This is a genomic window from Antribacter soli (assembly GCF_021568775.1).
GTDB classification, from domain to species: Bacteria; Actinomycetota; Actinomycetes; order Actinomycetales; family Cellulomonadaceae; genus Antribacter; species Antribacter soli.
The window spans coordinates 1-17,139 of record NZ_JAKGSG010000069.1 but is presented as its reverse complement, the minus strand read 5'-3'; the positions used below and the strand labels follow the sequence as shown (position 1 = coordinate 17,139).

The 17,139-nt window shown below is 70.8% G+C and carries 9 protein-coding genes and 1 pseudogene; 8 read left to right on the top strand and 2 right to left on the bottom strand.

Features of this window, described 5'->3' with window-relative positions; genetic code table 11:
* The first annotated feature begins 2 nt into the window (after nucleotides 1-2).
* Nucleotides 3-3,407: a LysM peptidoglycan-binding domain-containing protein gene (locus L1785_RS22360; RefSeq protein ID WP_236091453.1), complete on the top strand. Its 3,405-nt coding sequence runs from the start codon at nucleotides 3-5 to the stop codon at nucleotides 3,405-3,407.
* 11 nt (nucleotides 3,408-3,418) lie between these two features.
* On the opposite strand, the gene L1785_RS22355 is transcribed toward L1785_RS22360, so the two are convergent.
* Nucleotides 3,419-3,589 (bottom strand): hypothetical protein, encoded by a 171-nt coding sequence (locus tag L1785_RS22355; RefSeq protein WP_236091452.1) that lies wholly within the window; start codon nucleotides 3,587-3,589, stop codon nucleotides 3,419-3,421.
* A gap of 116 nt (nucleotides 3,590-3,705) precedes the next feature.
* On the opposite strand from L1785_RS22355, the gene L1785_RS22350 reads away from it, so the two are divergent.
* Nucleotides 3,706-3,873 carry a hypothetical protein gene (locus L1785_RS22350; RefSeq protein WP_236091451.1) on the top strand — a complete coding sequence of 56 codons (168 nt, stop codon included), beginning with the start codon at nucleotides 3,706-3,708 and terminating at the stop codon, nucleotides 3,871-3,873.
* Between the two features lie 641 nt (nucleotides 3,874-4,514).
* Here the strand turns inward: L1785_RS22350 and L1785_RS22345 are convergent.
* Nucleotides 4,515-11,948 (bottom strand): DNRLRE domain-containing protein, encoded by a 7,434-nt coding sequence (locus L1785_RS22345; RefSeq protein WP_308113401.1) that lies wholly within the window; start codon nucleotides 11,946-11,948, stop codon nucleotides 4,515-4,517.
* A 360-nt stretch (nucleotides 11,949-12,308) separates the two neighbouring features.
* Between L1785_RS22345 and L1785_RS22335 the strand changes: the two genes are divergently transcribed.
* The 6 genes and pseudogenes from L1785_RS22335 to L1785_RS22310 all read left to right on the top strand — a co-directional run.
* On the top strand, nucleotides 12,309-13,253 hold the full coding sequence (locus tag L1785_RS22335) for a bifunctional DNA primase/polymerase (RefSeq protein WP_236091450.1): 945 nt from the start codon (nucleotides 12,309-12,311) through the stop codon (nucleotides 13,251-13,253).
* Nucleotides 13,250-13,597, top strand: coding sequence for a hypothetical protein (locus L1785_RS22330; protein WP_236091449.1), 348 nt, complete (start codon nucleotides 13,250-13,252; stop codon nucleotides 13,595-13,597). The genes L1785_RS22335 and L1785_RS22330 overlap by 4 nt, the downstream gene beginning before the upstream one ends.
* Complete coding sequence (locus L1785_RS22325) at nucleotides 13,594-14,538, top strand: hypothetical protein (RefSeq protein WP_236091448.1); 945 nt, start codon at nucleotides 13,594-13,596, stop codon at nucleotides 14,536-14,538. The genes L1785_RS22330 and L1785_RS22325 overlap by 4 nt, the downstream gene beginning before the upstream one ends.
* Entirely contained in the window at nucleotides 14,531-15,724 is a 1,194-nt protein-coding gene (locus L1785_RS22320) for a ParB N-terminal domain-containing protein (protein ID WP_236091447.1), read from the top strand. Before L1785_RS22325 ends, L1785_RS22320 begins: the two co-directional genes overlap by 8 nt.
* Nucleotides 15,721-16,398: a hypothetical protein gene (locus L1785_RS22315; RefSeq protein WP_236091446.1), complete on the top strand. Its 678-nt coding sequence runs from the start codon at nucleotides 15,721-15,723 to the stop codon at nucleotides 16,396-16,398. Before L1785_RS22320 ends, L1785_RS22315 begins: the two co-directional genes overlap by 4 nt.
* Before the next feature lie 12 nt (nucleotides 16,399-16,410).
* Nucleotides 16,411-17,139: pseudogene (locus L1785_RS22310) on the top strand (M23 family peptidase); the annotation flags it as partial.

The window sequence follows — 17,139 nt, the reverse complement described above, 5'->3', positions numbered from 1 at the left end:
CCATGACTACTCCGCGCACCAGACCCCGCGCCGGCCAGTACCCCGCCTACCCGGCCGGCGCGCCCGTGCGCGTCACGATCGGTGACCGGCTGCGGGGCCTTGCCGCCGTGCTCGCCATCGCCGCCCTGCTCGTCGGCCTACCCACCCTGCTCCTCTTGGCCCGCCCGGCCGTCCTCCCCGACCGGCTGCTCAACCCCAGCTGGGTCGAGCTCGTGCTGCTGAGCAACGACGTCCAACACCTCGTCCTGCTCCTCGTCTTTGCCGCCTTGTGGATCGTGTGGGGCTGGCTGGCCTGGATGGCCGTCGGCGAGAGCGTCGACTTCGTCCGCCGCCTTCGCGCACCCCACCTCGGCCCGCTGCCCACCGGGATGTTCGCCCGGTTGCTCACCGCCGCGACCATGCTGTTCGCCGCCCTGCCCGTCCAAGCCTCGACCGCCGGCCCAGCCGCGGCCGTCGCGATCCTCGCCACGCCCCACCGCGAGCACGAGACCACCCAGGCGCCCGACGACGAAACGCCGGACACCGCCGCGCCGGAGACTCAAGCGCGGCCGGAACCTCAAGCCACCGCGACACCGGCACCCCGAGCCCCGGAGGCGTACGCGAACTGGGAGCCGTACGTCGTACGGCAGAACGACACCCTCTGGAAGATCGCCGAGACCCGCCTCGGCGACGGACGCCGGTTCCTGGAGATCCACGCCGCCAACCGCGACGTCCTCGGCCCCGAACCCGACTACCTGCCCGCGGGCGTCACGCTGCGCGTCCCAACCCCGCCCGCCCCCGCCACGGCGGAGCAGCCGCCAGCAACGCTCGTGGCGACAGTGAGCCCGGAGTCGCACACCGTCGTGCACGGCGACACCCTGACCGGCATCGCCCTGGACCACTACGGCAACCCCGACCGGTACACCACCATCGCCGACGCCTCGAGGGACACGATCCAGCCCGACGGCGAACGGCTCACCGACCCCGACCACATCGAACCCGGCTGGACCCTCAGACTGCCCGACCTCGACGACGCGGTTGTCGCAGCTCAGGCTCCTGCGGGCAGCCCCGTCGCCCCGGCCGTCACCGCGGAAGTCCAGGCACCCGCGGCCCCGCCCGAGCCCATCGGCGACCGCGATCCCGCGGACGACTCGGCGGACGCGGCGGACATTCCGACGACTCCCCCCGACGTCACCCGGGATCTCGAGGCCGCGGCCGCACCCGAGTTGCGGCCGGCGCCTGAGGCGAGCGACCCGCCGTCGGACGCCGCGAAGGACCAAGGACAGGCGCACCCGGCTTGGTTGTTGCCCGGGCTTGCCACCGGCGGTGCGGTCCTCGCGGCCGGGCTGCACGTGGCGATCACGCGAGGCCGCTCGCGTCAGGCCCGGCTACGTCCTCCGGGCCGCTCGGTCGGCCCGGTACCAGAGGAGCTAATTCCGGCGGTCGCGACAGCCCGGGTCGCGGGCGGCGGGCGAGTCCCAGATGTTCGGCGGCTCGACATCCTGCTGCGTGAGCTCGCCGGTCCCCACCTGCGCGATTACACCCCGCGCCCGCAGGTGCTCGCGGTCGAGCTCACTGAGGAGGAAGCCGTGCTGCACCTGGCGCAGCCCGCGGACCTTCCGGCGCCGTGGACCGGTGACGGCGTCCGGTGGACCGCACGGCTGGCCGACGCCCGGGAGCACTCGCGGCAGCTGGTCCCGTACCCGATGCTCGCCGCCGTCGGGCAGGACGATCGGGGGCGTGCCTGGCTGCTCAACCTGGAGCAACTGCGCACAGCGACGGTCACGGGCGCCGACGACGCCGTTGCCGCGTTCGCGCGGCACGTCGTGGCCGAGCTCGCCCTGAACCCGTGGACGGTCAACCTCACCACGCACGCTCTCGGGGTCGCCGAAGGTGCCCAGGCGCTGTCCCAGTACCGGGTCCAGGAGGACGACGACGACACCTTCACCGCGTCGATCACCCGATACGTGCGCCAGGCTGCCGAGGAGGAGCCCGACGGGGAGGACCACGAGGAGTTCTCCTTCGTCGTCACGACCTCCCGCGAGGGCGGTATCGCGGACCTGGCCGCGGCGATCCGCAAGCACCCGGGGCGGTCCAGTGCCGCCGTCCTCGTCGTCGGCGGCACGCCAGCGCCGGGCGATATCGAGCTGCGGATCGAGGCCGGTCACCTGCACATCGACGCCCTGGATATCGACCTGGCGGCCTCCCAGATGAGCGCGGCCGAGCTGCAGGCGTGCGCGAACATCGTCGCGTTCACCCGTAACCCCGCCGACGTCCCCAACCCGCTCGTCGAACGCGCCACCGGACGACTGCGACCGTCCCCGCGCGAGACGTCGAGCGAAACCACGGACGGTGCTTCACCAGAGCCGTCCGTTGCGGTGGAGACCGTGGTGGAGAGCGTGGAGCGTCCCGCCGACGTCGACACGCCCGCCGGTGGCGGGTCGCTGCTACCGGAGGCGGACGCCGCCTACCTCGCACACACCGCGAACACGCGCGCGGACCTCGCCCGCCTGGCACCCGTGGCGACCCGACCCCCCAAGGGAAGCCAGGGCGACGTTGGGCAGGCCGACCCCGACCCGACGCTGGACCAGGACCTGGCCGACTGGCACGACCGGACCTGCCGCCGCCCACGCGTGGAGGTGCTGGGCAAGGTGACAATGTGGGGGCCCGGGACCGGCAGCGCGGTCGCCAACAGGCGGCCCGCATTCACGATGCTCGCCGCGTTCCTCGCGCTCCACCCCGAAGGCGTGACCCTGGACCATGTGTCGCAGGTGCTCAACAGCCTCGACGGCGACGCGCGCAGCCGCCTCGCCCTCCTGCGCGGGTATCTCGGCGACCTGCCCGACGGCACGCCCCGGCTCGGCAAGGGCGCCGCCGGGCGCCCGCGCAAGAGCGGCACCCGCCCACGCCACCTGTACCGCATCGACGGCGTCCTGGTCGACGCCGACCTGCTACGCCGTCTCTACGAACGCGCTATCCGCCGCGGCGCCCACGGAATGAGCGACCTGATCGCCGCGCTCGAGCTCGTGCGCGGCGCACCATTCACCATCCCGGAGGAGAAGTACCACCAGTGGCTGTGGGCCCTGCATGGCGAGCACCTCGCCGACCAGTACACCGCCCTGGTCGGCGACATCGCGCACCTGGTCATCACCCACGCCCTGCGCAACCGCGACCTACCTCTCGCCCGCAGAGCGTGCCATACCTGGCACTCGGCAGACCCAGGCTCCGAGGCCCTCGCCAAGGACCACGCGCTCCTGGAAGTCGCCGACGACCACCCGGACAAGGCCAAGGAAATAGCCGACGAGCTCTGGACACGATTCGACGACGAGATCGCCCCCACCGAGCCCGGCGCGCGGTCGGCGGTGATCGACGCCGCACACACCGCCGCGAAGAAGGCGTCCATCGCGGCGCAGGACCACCGCGAATGACCTCTGTTAGCTCAGGGGCCGTCGAGGCCTTCGATGTACTGGGTGATCTCGGTCGGGTTGGTCTTGTCTTCGACGACCCAGGCGGGTTCGTCGGAGTCGCCGTCGAAGTGGAACACCTTCTCGGTGTCGTCGACCCATGCACCGTTCAGCCAGGTGTCGTCGTCCTGGGCTGCGTGCCGCATCACCGAGTCCAGGCCCAGGTGGTCTGCTGGGTCTGGGGCACGATCTGCGAGGCGACCATATCGTTCAAGTACTGACTGGGACTCGAGCTGTCCGTCCGGGCCCCAGGTCGGGGGTGATGTCGCCTGTGACGGAGTCGCTCTGCTTGGTGACCAACCCGCGTGGCTCGACGGTCTGGTTGTACTCGAACGTCGTCGATGCGCCGGTGGAGTTGGTCACGGTGGCCGGCTGCCCGTATCGGTCGTACTCGGTGCGGGTCCACCCGCCGGCGGAGCCGGTGTACTGATCAGGCGCCCGAGGCGGTCGACCGCCGAACGACGCGGAACTCCAACAGCCCAAGTGACTCCAGCGCCGGGAGTACCTCCTTAGCCACTTCGCGGCATCGGAATCGAAGAGGTACACGCTGACCAGCCCTGGGATATCGGCAAGGAAGCGCAGGCGTCCAGGATCCCGGCCGCCTGTGGCTGCACTTCGAAGCTCGATCATGCTGATCCCGCGCCGCCGGATCAGGTCGAGGCGCTCCTCTGTGACAGGCTCGTCGCACCTGAACAATAAGCGGTCCCTACCATGAAAGTTGACACCGCGAACCTCAATGCTCATTGAGCGCTCCGGCCAAATGCGTTGGTCCGATTAAGCAGTCCTGGACTCCTCCAATCTCCATGACCATCAATCAACACCTGCTCAACAACCTCCCTGGACCTCCCAGCTACCTCGTCCAATCAACTTCATAGAGGCGACCATAGGCCAGCACATCTTCCCAAGTTTCGGCGAATGAGTTGTATTCCGACAGCTCAGTCCCAGGGGCGATATAAACAATGTCCCAACCAAGCTCTCCTCGCCAGACTTCTACCCGATAGAACGGAAGGTCCGTCGAGTGAGAGATCCCGGTCAGAATAGGTCCATGACCTGAGTATCCCGGTTCATCCATCACTTCACCCGCACATGGTAATTATTTGGATACGGACCGCGAGGAATGGCACGTCGCTCGAAATTGGCTTGGCGGATGTTGTGGGCCGGTTTGAACGTAGGTGGCCTGTACCCACGCAGCTTGTCACCTGACATTCGCCCCCCGATTGAGGTCGTTCTGCCACGTAGCGTCCACAGGCGCCCAGCCCACCCAGCTGCCCGCTCGGAGACGGCGAGCTGCTTACCGAATTCAGGCGCCATACCTGTCGATCGCCTCGCCGACACAACTATACGTACGGCGTCGTACCCGTCGCGCGCGGCGCTTGCAGCCGCCCTTGCCGCCCGAGGAACAGAGCGCGCGACTGTTCCGGCCTTTTTGGCCACAGAGATCGCACTTGCTGCCACACGGACTGCTGGGCCGGCGCCAACAAGCTGCGCTGCAGCCACCGCCCCCATGGTCAATGCCATGGTGGTGTTGCCGGAAGCCGCGTAGGCGACGGCGGAGATGGCTCCCGCCGCTGCGCCGATGGGTCCGGGGATGAAGGATGCAATCGAACCGATGACCGCGATGGTCTTGATGGCCTTCTTCCAGTCGATCGTGAACGTGCCGGCGAGGTCGGTGCAGTTGACGGGGTCGGCGTTGCAGTAGTCGTACTCGTTCGCGGATCCGCCGGCGACGGGATCGGTCTGCAGGAACCGGCCGGTGGCGGGGTGGTAGACCCGCACGCCCATCAGGATGGTTCCGGTGGGAGTGTCGGCGTTGCGCTGGGCGCCACCCAGCCACCCGTACCTGTTGTCCGCACCGGACGGTGCCTGGCCGGAGGTCGTGGGCTGGGGTGCGCCGAACTCGTTGAAGTCCTGCACCCGTACCTGCGTCCACGACGCGTCTGCGGCGCCGTCGGGGATGGGCAGTGTGGCGGTCACGTCGCCGTGCAGGTCGACCAGCTGCAGCACCCGATCACCGGTGGCGGAGGTCTGGACCGCCAGGGCGCCATCCAGGCCCTCGACGTACCGCGTGATCTTGGTGGGGTTGGCCAGGTGAGCGTCTTCGACGACCCAGGCGGGTTCGTCGGAGTCGCCGTCGAAGTGGAAGGTCTTCTTTGTGTCGTCGGCCCACTCACCGTTCAGCCAGGTGTCGTCGTCCTGGGTGGCGTGCCGCATCACCGGGTCCAGACCCCATGTCGTCCGCTCCACCCCCGGGACCTCCTGGGAGGCGACCAAGTCGCTGAGGTAGTAGGACGACGTCGCGGTCACCGTCTGGCCGGTGGTGTCGGTGGCGGGCATGGAGGTGATGCGCCCGAACGCGTCGTACGCCCACAGACTCCCGCCCGACCCGCTGGTGGAGACCAGCCGGTCCGCCGAGTCGTACGCCGACGTGGTGGTGGTCGCCCCCGCCGCGGTCGCGACGCCCGCACCCGGGCACGCCTGCCCGGCCGCTGCCGTGGCGGTGGTCAGGGACGTGCGGTTGGTGTGGGTGTCGAACCCGTACGCCCGCGTCGTGCACGAGGTGTCTACGGCGCGGTCGTCGGTGCGGATCAGACGTCCGAGCCGGTCATAGGTATACGTCGAGGTGCCGGTATCGGAGCCGGCGTGCTGGATGATCTGCCCCCGGTGGTTCTCCACCACAGAGTCCGACGTGATCAGCCCGCCGTCGGACACCCGAGTGTAGGTGCGCTTCACCGGCACCCGTGCGGCGTCGTACCCGATAGTGAGTTTGATGCCGCCGGGCAGGGCCTGGGACTCAAGCTGTCCGTCCGGGCCCCAGGTCGGAACGATGTCGCCCGCGACGGAGTCGGTCTGCTTGGTGACGAACCCGCGCGGCTCGACCGCACGGTCGTAGTAGAACGTGGTCGACGCCCCGGTGGAATTCGTCACTGTGGCCGGCTGCCCGAACCGGTCATAGGTGGTGCGGGTCCACCCACCGGCGGAGTCGGTGTACTTGATCAAGCGACCAAGCCGGTCGTACTCCTGGGTGATCGCCGCAGTCTCCGCCCCGGACGCGTTGACGCTGGCGTTCTTGACCACGTCACCGGTGACCGGGTCGTAGGTGGTGGTCGTCTTGGCGATCGCCAACCCGGCCCCCGTGCCGGTGCCGGTGATCTCGACCGAGGTCACGCGGTCGGCGGCGTCGTAGGTGGTGGTCGTGGTGCGCTTGACCTGCGAGGCACCGGACCCGACGTAGTCGGACACGATGGTCGGGTTGCCGTACCGGTTGTAGGCCTCGGCCCGCTTGATGGCCAGGTCGGCGCCCATGCGGGCGGGGTCGTGACCGGTGACAGCGCCCGCTGCGGATGTCGTGCAGGGCTGCCCGGCCCACTCCGGCGTGTCACCGCAACTGGCGTCGTCCGGATTGGTTCCGGCGGTCCAGAACACAGTGCGTACGGTCCCCGTGTCCGACGCGGTGGAGCCGGGCTTGGACGACTTGATGGCCCGGCCCTTGGCGTCGTAGACGACGGTCGAGGTCAAGGCTGTGGGCTGTCCGGCGTCGACCGTCACGGACGTGGCACCCTTGTGCACCCAGCCCGACGTCGGCCCGAGCTTCGCCGCCCCGTCGACAGGGTCGAACGTCGTCCGGGTTGAGAGCGGGTCCTCACCGCCCGTGGTGAAGGGGTCACCTGCGAGCTTGACCGCGTCGGTGGTGGAGGTGGTCACTAGGTGGTAGCTGGCCCCGTCGGGCTTGCCCTCGTCGTACACGTTGGTGGTGCGGGGGCGCAGCACCTGGGTCGTGCTGGGGTCGTTCGGGTTGGCGAGCACCTGGGCGGGGCCGACCTGGACGAGCAGGTCCAGGCCGTCCTCGCTGTACCGGGAGACGGTGTCCAGCGTGGTCGCGACCGATGCCGACGAGGCGGTCTCCATCTCCAGTGCGTCGAGCATCGCCTCCGCCTGGGGTAGGGCGCGCAGGGCCAGCAGCCGGTTGGTCGCATCCAGCGTGCGGACCGTGTTGCCGTTGCGGTCGTACTCGGCGGTGTCGATGAACCCGTCCACCGGCGCGTTCGGCCCGGCCGGGGAGGCGGTGTTCACCTCCCAGCCCGCGGCGTCGAGGTAGTGCACCGTCGCGCTGCCGTATCCGTCAGGACCGGGCTGGGTGGGCGTGGCGGTCGTGGGTACGGCCGGGGTGCCCGGCCCGAACACCGCGGTGGCGTCGGTAGGACCGTCCTTCTGCGACCACCGGGCCAGCGACACCGCATCGAGGTCGTACGGCCCACCTGCCGCGCGGGTCAGCGGCACCCCGTACACCAGGGTCGTCGTGTTGACCGGCCCAAGCTGGGCGGTCGTCCCCTGGACGAGCGAGGCACGCGAGACGTTCAGCAGCCGGCCCGGCGCCGACGCGATCAAGTCACCTGCGCCCGTCAGTTCGGTGCCGCCCGGACCGTAGGTGAAGGTGTACGGCTCCTCCCCCGCAGCGGTGACCGAGGTGATGCGCCCTGCATCGTCGTACCCGTACCGGGTGACCTGACGCTGCCCGCCAGCCGCTTCGATCCGCGGGTCGAACACCTCCACGAGCCGCCCGGCCGTGTCGTAGGCGTACTGCGTCACACGCACCTTGGTCATGGCGGTGCCGTCCCAGGACCAGATGTACCCGTACGCGACCTGGCCATTGAACAGGCCCGGCGTCGTGCTCGTTGCCGTGGTCGACGACGCGTACTCCAACTCCAGCACCTCACACCCGCGGGCCGGAGTTGGGGTAGTGCAGCCACTGGTGTCATCGACGCCCGGCTCGATCGGCGCGATGATCCGGGTCAGGCGCTGCACGCCGTCGGCACCGGGGGTGTAGATGTGTCGGGCCTTGCCCGACGCGGCTGGCGGTGCGGTGGTCGTCACGACGAAGTCACCGGTGGAGCCGTTGCGGACGAAGTCCGTCACGGCGCCGTCGATCTGGGTCAGGCGCCAGCTGTCCGTACTGGGCTGGGTCAGTTGCAGGGCCTCCGCACCGGGCTCGGGGTACCAGTTCTGGCTGCCACCACGGGTGAACCAGATCTCCCCGCCACCGGTCAGGTGCACCGCGACGACCTCCGGCTGGGGCATCGTGATCTTGGTGTAGGCCGTGCCCGAGGCGGCGTCGATCGTGCCGGTCGCCCACTGCTTGCCGAACGGCGCCCACAGCTGACGAACCGACAGGTCGTCGAAGTACACGACCTTGCCCGGGTCGGAGTTGCCGTTGTACAGCCGCACGAACGCCTCCGTCACCCCGGCGGGGATGGTGACGTCGACCGACACCTCCTGCCACATGTCGGTCTTCGTCGGACGTGGCGTGAGGGCACCGGAGGTTGCCGGCTCGTTGTAGACGCCGTCCTTCTTCCAGAAGACGGCGAGGCTCAGCCCGCGCGCGTGCTGCGCGCTCAGCCCCGTACCCGCCGGGACGTACACCCACCCGGTGACGCGGTAACTACGTCCCCCGGCCAGGGCCAGCCGCAAGCCACCGACGTCTCCGCCGACGCTCGCGTAGGAGTCCGTGGTCGACCCGTTCGGGGCCACCTTGAACGACGTGCCGCCCTCGTGGAACCGGCCGCTGTCGACCGCGACGGTCGCGGTCCCGTTCTGGACGTCGGCCAGGGCCGACGCCTTGCGCTGGGTCTCGGACAGCTGGTCCTGCTGCAGCTCATACCCTGAGTCGGTGTCCCGCGAGCTCCCGGTCCGCACGATCGAGAGCCCGAACTCCTCGACGTCGGTCACCGACAGGGAGTGGTCGCCGGTCAGCAGGTTCACCGACCCGGGCCCGATCTGGGTGGACGCTGCCCCTGCCGCGTTCGGGTCGACCGTCAAGGTCACCCACTGGGTATAGGTGACGCCGGTCCCGGCAGTGTCCTTGGCAAGCACGGCACGCACCTGTACCGGCCCACCCACCGAGCCGATCGTGGAGACGGCGTCCCAGGTGGTGAACTGGCCCAGCACGGACCGCGCGACGAACCCGGACCCGACGGCCGCGCCCGCGGATGTCGCCAGCGCCGCCGCGGGCACGTCCTGGATATCGGTCGAGTCGGGGCCGCGCCGCCACTGCAGCTTCTGGTGCGTCAACGAGGTGTCGTTCGTCCCGACCTCGACCCGCGTGCGGCGCACGATGCGCGCCCCGTCCGCAGGAGCCAAGATGCCGGCCTGCCCGACCCGGAACGAATAGCTGGCGGGCTGGGACTCGTTGCCGGAGTGGTCGATCGCAACAACCTTCAGCACGTGCGGGCCGACCGTCGACGGTGTGACGGTCGCCGTGCCCGAGGCGCCGCTGGTCACCGAGACTGTGTTCTCCGCGCGCGGCTCGCCGTCCAGGCCCCACCGGTAGGCGACCACGCTGGCGTCCGCAGACGCCATCGAGAAAGTGAACGTCCCCGCCTGACCCGCGTCCTTGTGCCACGTGCCATCACCCGGGAAGTCCGTCGAGGTCACGACCGGCGCACCGGGGTCGACGGTATCGACGACGAAGAAGCGCCAGCCCGACCAGGCCGACTCCAGCACCGAGTCACTGGCCTTCACCCGGAACGCATAGATGCTGCCCTCGGCCAGGACATCGGCGGGCACGCCAACCGTTGCGGAAACGTCACCCCCCGGTGTGGTGTCCACCGCCGCGCTGTACAGGCCGACCGTCTGCCCCTGCGGGGTGTTCACCTGGAACGTCGCCGTGATCATCTCCCCGTTCGGGTCATCAATCACGGCCGACAGCTGCGGTGTCGCGTCCGCCACGCCCGCACCCATGGCACTGGCCGGCTCGACCTTCAACGACGAAGGAACCAGCGGCGCATGCTGGTACGACCCGATCACGGCCGGGATGTACTCGCCGTAGTCCACCGAGTTGAACTTCTTCCAGGTGAAGGAGTCCGACTCGTTGGCGGCCCGCAGACCGAACGTCATCTCCGAGTACCCGCGGTCCGCCGTCCACTGGATCGCGCCGGTCACGTCAGGGCGCACCCAAGCGCCGCCGGGACAGCTGGTGTTGCCCGCAGAGCTCGTCATGCTGCGCTGGTGCGAGATCCACTGCGGCTGCGAGCTCCACACCGTGGACTCCGACACCCCACCGGTGTGGTAGACCCACCACTCCGTCGGGGTGCAATGGGACGACCAGAAGTTGTACAGCTCGAGCTGCGCCCAGATGATCCGCGCACCCGCGACCTGAGCCGTCGGGATCTTGACGAACGACCTGGCAACGACCCCGCCCGAGTTGTACGTACCGATCCGCAGCTCGTCCTCATACGTCTTGGGCGTGGTCGAGTCCGACTGCACGTAGGTGTCGAGGTATTCCGTCACCAGGTACATCGGCGGGTCCACCACAAACGGCGCACGAGCCTGCGGATCCCCCAGCAGCTCCTCAACACCCTCCACCCGCACCCGCACCGCGGTCTCGTCCACCCGCTCGACAACGGCAGTCAGATCCACCTCCTGCGGCGGCACCGCGCCCGCGTCAAGCTCACCCTGCTCGGACTCGCCCTCGCCCACGGAACCCTCAGGGGCGCGCGCCCCAGCCCCGGCATCACCCCCGGACGCGACCCCCGTCGTGCCCTGATCGCGGCCCAGCAGCACATCCTCGGACGGCAGCGGCGAGAACCCGCGCACCGGCGTGTCGTCGATCAGAGGCTCCGTCACGGGTGCTACCCGCGCAGCGTCCGCCTGCGCATCCCACGCCACCGCCGCACCGGTCCGCATCACCGCGGCGCCGTCACCGGTGCGAGCGGCGAGCGTCCCATCCGGCTCCTCGACCAGCTCCGCGCCCTCGACCGAGTACGTCAACGCCACATCCGCGGCCCGCCGAGCGGCCTGCGCATCCGCAGCGACCAGGAAGTGGCGGAACGACGACGTCGATGCCTCGACCACCAGGTCCACGCCCTCGGCCACCGACTGGTACACCGCCCGGCGCCCCTCCAGCCGCGGCGCCGGCAGCACCCCAGGCCACGACAGGACCGAGACCACACCCGACTCAGGATCCGTCAAGCGAGCCACCTCGACCGTGCCCGACTCGCCCGGCTGCCCACCCCCGGACAACGTCAGGTCCCCGATCTGCGCCACCGGCCGAACCCTGCCGTCCGACCCCGTGGCCAGGGTCAGGTCTGCCTGCGCCCAGTCCGCCAGCGCCGTCCCGTCACCATCCCCGGTCGGGACCCACACCGGCCCCGGCGCGGCCTGGAACGCCATCACGCCACTCGGCAAAGCAAACGTCGACGACGCCGGCGTGCGCTCACCCAAGACCTCGACCGGCTCGTCCTCGAGCCGGGCGATGACCTTCGCGCTCGCAACATCAGGAGCCCACAGGTTCCCGCCTTCGGTCCGCTCCTCGGGGATCGCCACCGGCTCTGCCTCGGCGGCCGCCGCCACGGGCGCAGCCACCGCAGCCGGAACGACCAGGACTCCACCCGTCACCGCCGCAGCAGCAGCGAACGCGACACCCGCCACACCCCGACGCCACGACCCGGGCACCCCAGCAAACGACACCAGCACCGCCATGAACCGCACTCCCACACGCAAGTGGCTCACACCGAGCCGGTGTGCAGAAGGTAACGGACCTCGCAGCCCTCTCGAACCAGGCAAAGAGCGCGATAACGATGAATCGGGGCATCGCCGGGAAAAATTCACCCGGTGCACCCGCTGGCTCGCTCCTCTCGGCCCCCGGAACGGGGCGACCCCCGGCGCACTTAGATCTCGCGTCGGGGGGCGAGGGCGATCCCGCAGTGCAGCCGCCACATGCGATTGCCCGCAATCGCTTCCTTGCTCTCACCACCTCTCTTCGGGACTTTGAGTCCGCCTTTGTGACCTGCGAAGACACCCGTCGTGCGATTCGCGGACGGCCGCCGGTGTCCGCGATTGGCGCGATTTCGGGGTGTCAGCGTGGCTGGCATGGACACCCAAGCAGGCACCCGGCTTGACCAGCGCAGTCGCGCTGTGGTCGCGGCGTTCGCCGCGACGACGGTGTCGGACGCGCTGCGCCTGCTGGTGCGTGCGGGTGTGCCGGTGTTCCCGTGCGCGCCGGACGCCAAGCGCCCACTGACCTTGCACGGGTTCCAGGACGCCACTACGGACCCGCGGGAGGTCGCCCGGTGGTGGCGTCGCTGGCCCGAGGCGAACCTCGCGATCCCCACGGGCGGCGCGTCGGGGTGGGACGTCGTGGATGTCGACGTTCACGGTGAGGAGTCCGGGCGGGATGCGTTCGAGGCGTCGCTGCGGCGCGGACTGACCGGGGGGTGGGCGTTCACCGTCCGCACGCCGTCAGGCGGCCTGCACGGGTACTACCCGAACACCGCACGCCAGGCCTGCTGGCAGGTCCCCGACGCGCATGTCGACTTCCGGTCCGACGGCGGCTACGTCCTGGTCCCGCCCTCACGTGTCGTGTACGACGACGGCGCCTCGGGCACTTACCAGCTCACCACCGTCACCCGCCAAACCCCACGCCCGGTGGACGGTCCAGCCCTGCGGGCCTTCCTCTCCCCCGAACCCACGTTCACGCAGCGACCGGGGACCACGGCGGCAGCGGACGCGCAGAGAGCCGACCCCGCCCGGCTGGCGGACTGGGTCGCCACCAGGCCCGAAGGCGGGCGCAACGCCGGGCTGTTCTGGGCCGCGTGCCGGCTCGCCGAGCACGGGCACGACTACGCCACTGCACTGGCCACGGTCGGCAACGCCGCCCTGAACGCGGGCCTTGGCCCGCGGGAGGCGGAGGCGACGATCCGGTCCGCGTTCCGACGCGCTCAGCGCGCCGCACACCCGGCTACGGGCCGGGCCGCTCCCCCGCACGCTCCGGGCGGCGGGCGCCGCCCGGACCCTCCTGAGGCGGTGTTCTCATGAACGACCAGCACACCCCGGCGTCCCGGACAGGCATCAACGCGGCCAGCACCGGCCCGAACCCGTTCGCCGTCCATGCCGACCCCTCCAAGCGGTCCGATGGCGTCGGCCAGAGCGAGGCGGACGGCGGCCGCCGCTTGCGGTGGTCTCGTCTGTCGGACTTGCACGCCGACCCGAAGGTCGTCGGCGCGCTCGTGCGCGGGGTCGACCTGTACGGGCACCTCATGCGCGCTGCCCGACGCGCACCGGGCCGGGCCGTGAAGGCCACCGGACGCAAGGTCGCCGCGCTCGGCCCGGCCCACCGGGCCGCACGCGCCGCCGGACCGCAGGGGGTGGAGCTGTCATGACCGCCGCCTCCACTGCCACAGCGGTGACCTCCCACGCGCCGATCCGCACGTCGCCAACGACGCTGCAAACCCGGCCGGTCCGGGGACTTCCCCGCACGCACGAGCCCCACCTCGCCACTGCGCGCGGGCTGCGCCGCATCCTCGTCGCGATCCTCATCGCCGGGCCGGAGGGATGGTCCACGCACCCCGACGTCCCGGCGCTGGTCCGGTTCTGCGAGGCCAAGTACGCCCTGCTCGCGCGCCGGTACGGGCAGACGCCGCAGGACGCGATCGTGGCAGCGTTCGAGGTGCTACGCCTGCCGTCGACGCTGGACGCGGACGACCCGTGGGGGGTGGTCACCCGGGCGGTGCAGCGCACGCTGCAAGCCGCCGACCGCGCGGACCGGTTGCTGTGCTCGGTGGACCACGCCCGCCGGCTGATGAGCTCCGGGGACCGGGACGTCGAACGGTTCAGCGACCTGACCCCCGACGGCACGGTCCCGGTCGTCGTCGAACGCTTCGCGCCGCCGGCCGCTGCGGGGGGTGAGCAGTCCGCAGGTCCGGCACGGCCGCCGTCGGACACGGTCTCGGTCCGCGAGACAATCACCCACCGCGACGTGCGGATCGGGCTGATCACCGTCCGCACCGTCCTGTCGGCCGCAGGCTGGCCGCCCGACGACGCACGCGTGGCGCTGGAGTACGTCTGCCACGGGCTGCGCGAGGCGGGCAACCCGGGCTCGGCGTTCGACGCGCTACGCCGGGACCTGACCCCGCTGCACCTGCTCGACATCGACCACCGCACCTGGACCCGCCTGTGCCACGCCCTGCTCGGCCACCCGGGACGCCCCGGGATGCTGCACAAGGCGACGTGTGGAGCCCGCCCCGTTGACCTGCTCGCCGACACCCGCCTCATGGCCGACCTCGTCCTGACCGCCCCGGGCCCGGCGGTGCGACATGGCTGACCCGAGAGCCGAGCAGCTGGGCGGGCTGGACGTCGCCGTCGACGCGATCACCGTCGGGGTCCGGCACCGCAAGGACCTCGGCGACCTGGACGCGCTCGCCGCATCGATCGAGCGGCTCGGGCTGCTGCAGCCGATCACGATCACCCCGGGCCGGGTGCTGGTCTGCGGGTGGCGCCGCCTGGAAGCGGCTAAGCGGCTCGGCTGGACCCAGGTCCGGACCTGGGTCCGCTCAGGCCTGTCCGACGGCGCGACCCGCCTGCTGGCCGAGTACGACGAGAACGTCCTACGCCAGGCCTACACCCGCACCGAGCAGGCCACCCTCTACCGGGAGCTCAAGGAGGTGCTGCGCCAGGAGGCGCAGCGCCGTCAGCAGGCGTCCCGGTTCGGGTCGGTGCCCGACGGCGCCCAGGTCACCTCGAGCGGTGGGGCCACCTCCGGCGACTCGGGCGATTCGGACATTGTGGGAGCGGTTGACTCAACACCGCCGGCGGACCCGCACAAGCAGGGCCGAGTGCGGGATCAGGCGGCGCTCCTGGCCACGGGCAAGAAGTCCTGGCAGGCGATGGAGCGGATCGGCACGCTGATGGACTTGGCCACGGACATCGCCCAGCCCGAGGAGATCCGGGACCTGGCCGCCGAGGCTGTGGCCCGGATTGAGGACGGCGGCCAGGTCGCACCAGAGTGGGCGAAGGTCCAGGCCACCCTCCGAGCCTCGGACGGAGCGGCGGTGCCGGGCGCCGGCACCGTGCAGACGGTCGTCGAGCCGGAGGCGGCAGACGCCATCAGGCCAGCCGTGGCGGAGCGGGCGGGGATCACCCTGTACGCGCTGCGCACGTGGGGCACGACGTGGGACGGGATCGCGCGCCTGCTCGATCAGCACGACCCCGCAGTCCTGGGACCTGCGCTGCGACCGCGGGACTGGGACACGATCTGCCATGTCCAGGTGCGGCTCACGACCCTGGTCGAGCGGATGCGCGACGCCCGAGACCGCGCCGGAGCCTCGAACCTTCTCGACCACGCCACGGCGGAGGAGGAGAAGGGCCAAGGCGATCAGCGGGCACAGGTCCCTGGTCCCGGCGACATGGAAGCGGCGAGCGGCCCGACCGACGGCGGCGAGCCCGACGAGGCTCCCGGCAGGGCGGCCGTGCCCCTGGCCCGTGTCATCGCGATCGGGGCACGATCATGATCGGGGCGTGGCTGCGGGAGCGGTGGCGGTTCGTCGTCGTGCTGCTCGCCGCCGGCGCGGTGATCTTCGTCGTCGTGCTGCACCTGCTTGCCGGTGATCCCCACCCTGTCGGTTCGTCCGGCCCTGCATTGCAGGCCGGACCTCGTCCGGTGGCGTCGGCGACCGCAGGCGGTGCTCCGAGCCGGATCTCGAACGCGTCACCAGCCGCCTCGGGATCGGACCCGGTCGCGACCGCGCGCCGGGCCGCCTTAATCCTGTTCGACTGGGACACCACCACCGACACCCTGGGATCGGTCACGACCGAGGTGCTCGCGGTGGCGGACCCGACCGGGGAGCAGACCCCGGGCCTGCTCGCCGACCTGACCGCCTACCTGCCCGACCCGGCATGGTGGGAGCGGCTGCGCGAGTACGAGACCCGCCAGCGGGTCGACTTGGACACGGTCGAGGTGCCCGCCGCGTGGACGCGCGCCGTCGCGACCGGGCAGGTCGCGGACCTATTGCCCGGGACCTACGCGGTCAACGTCGTCGGCACCCTGCACCGGAGCGGTGTGGTCGCCGGGCGGCCCGAGTCGTTCGCGCACCCGGTCGAGCTGACGATGTTTGTCGCCTGCGAGCCGGCGTTGGACGAGTGCCGGCTGCTGCGCCTCGGCGTCCCCGGCACGGTCCTGGAATAGGGGCCGTGCCCGATGCACAAGCTGCTCCCGTTCGTGGTCTTCCCGGTGCTCCTGCTCGGGCCATCCCTCGCGCTGCTCGTGGTCACCGTGTTCGCCTCGGCGAGCACCAGCACGCCGTGCGGACCTGTCGTCACCGCCGTCCCCGGCGAGGTGACCGCGACCACGACCAGCGGCGCCTCGGTTCGGCTGGACGGGATCCAGCTCGGCCATGCCGTGACGATCGTCCGCGTCGGCGCCGCCACCGAGGGCGTCGGGCGAGACGGCATCGTCGTGGCGTTGATGGCGGCCCTGACCGAGTCGCGCCTGCGGATGCTGGCGAACGCCACCGCCTACCCCGACTCGGCCGGGTTCGCGAACGACGGTGACGGGTCCGACCACGACAGCCTTGGGCTGTTCCAGATGCGCCCGGCGGCCGGATGGGGATCCGTCGCCGAACTGATGGACGCCGACTACCAGGCCCGCGCGTTCTACGGCGGACCCACCGGCCCCAACGGCGGCTCACCCCGCGGTCTCCTCGACATCCCCGGCTGGCAGTCCCTGCCGAAGGGCGTCGCCGCTCAGTCGGTCGAAGTGTCCGCCTATCCGGACCGGTTCGCCGAGTTCGAGCCGGTCGCCGAGGCGATCCTTGCCTCGCTCACCGATCCGCGGCCCGGCGAGGCAACTATTTGGCCGTCTGGTTCGTCGGAAGTGGTGGAGGCCGCGGCGGATACGCCAGCGGCCTCCACCACGTTCGTGGTGTTC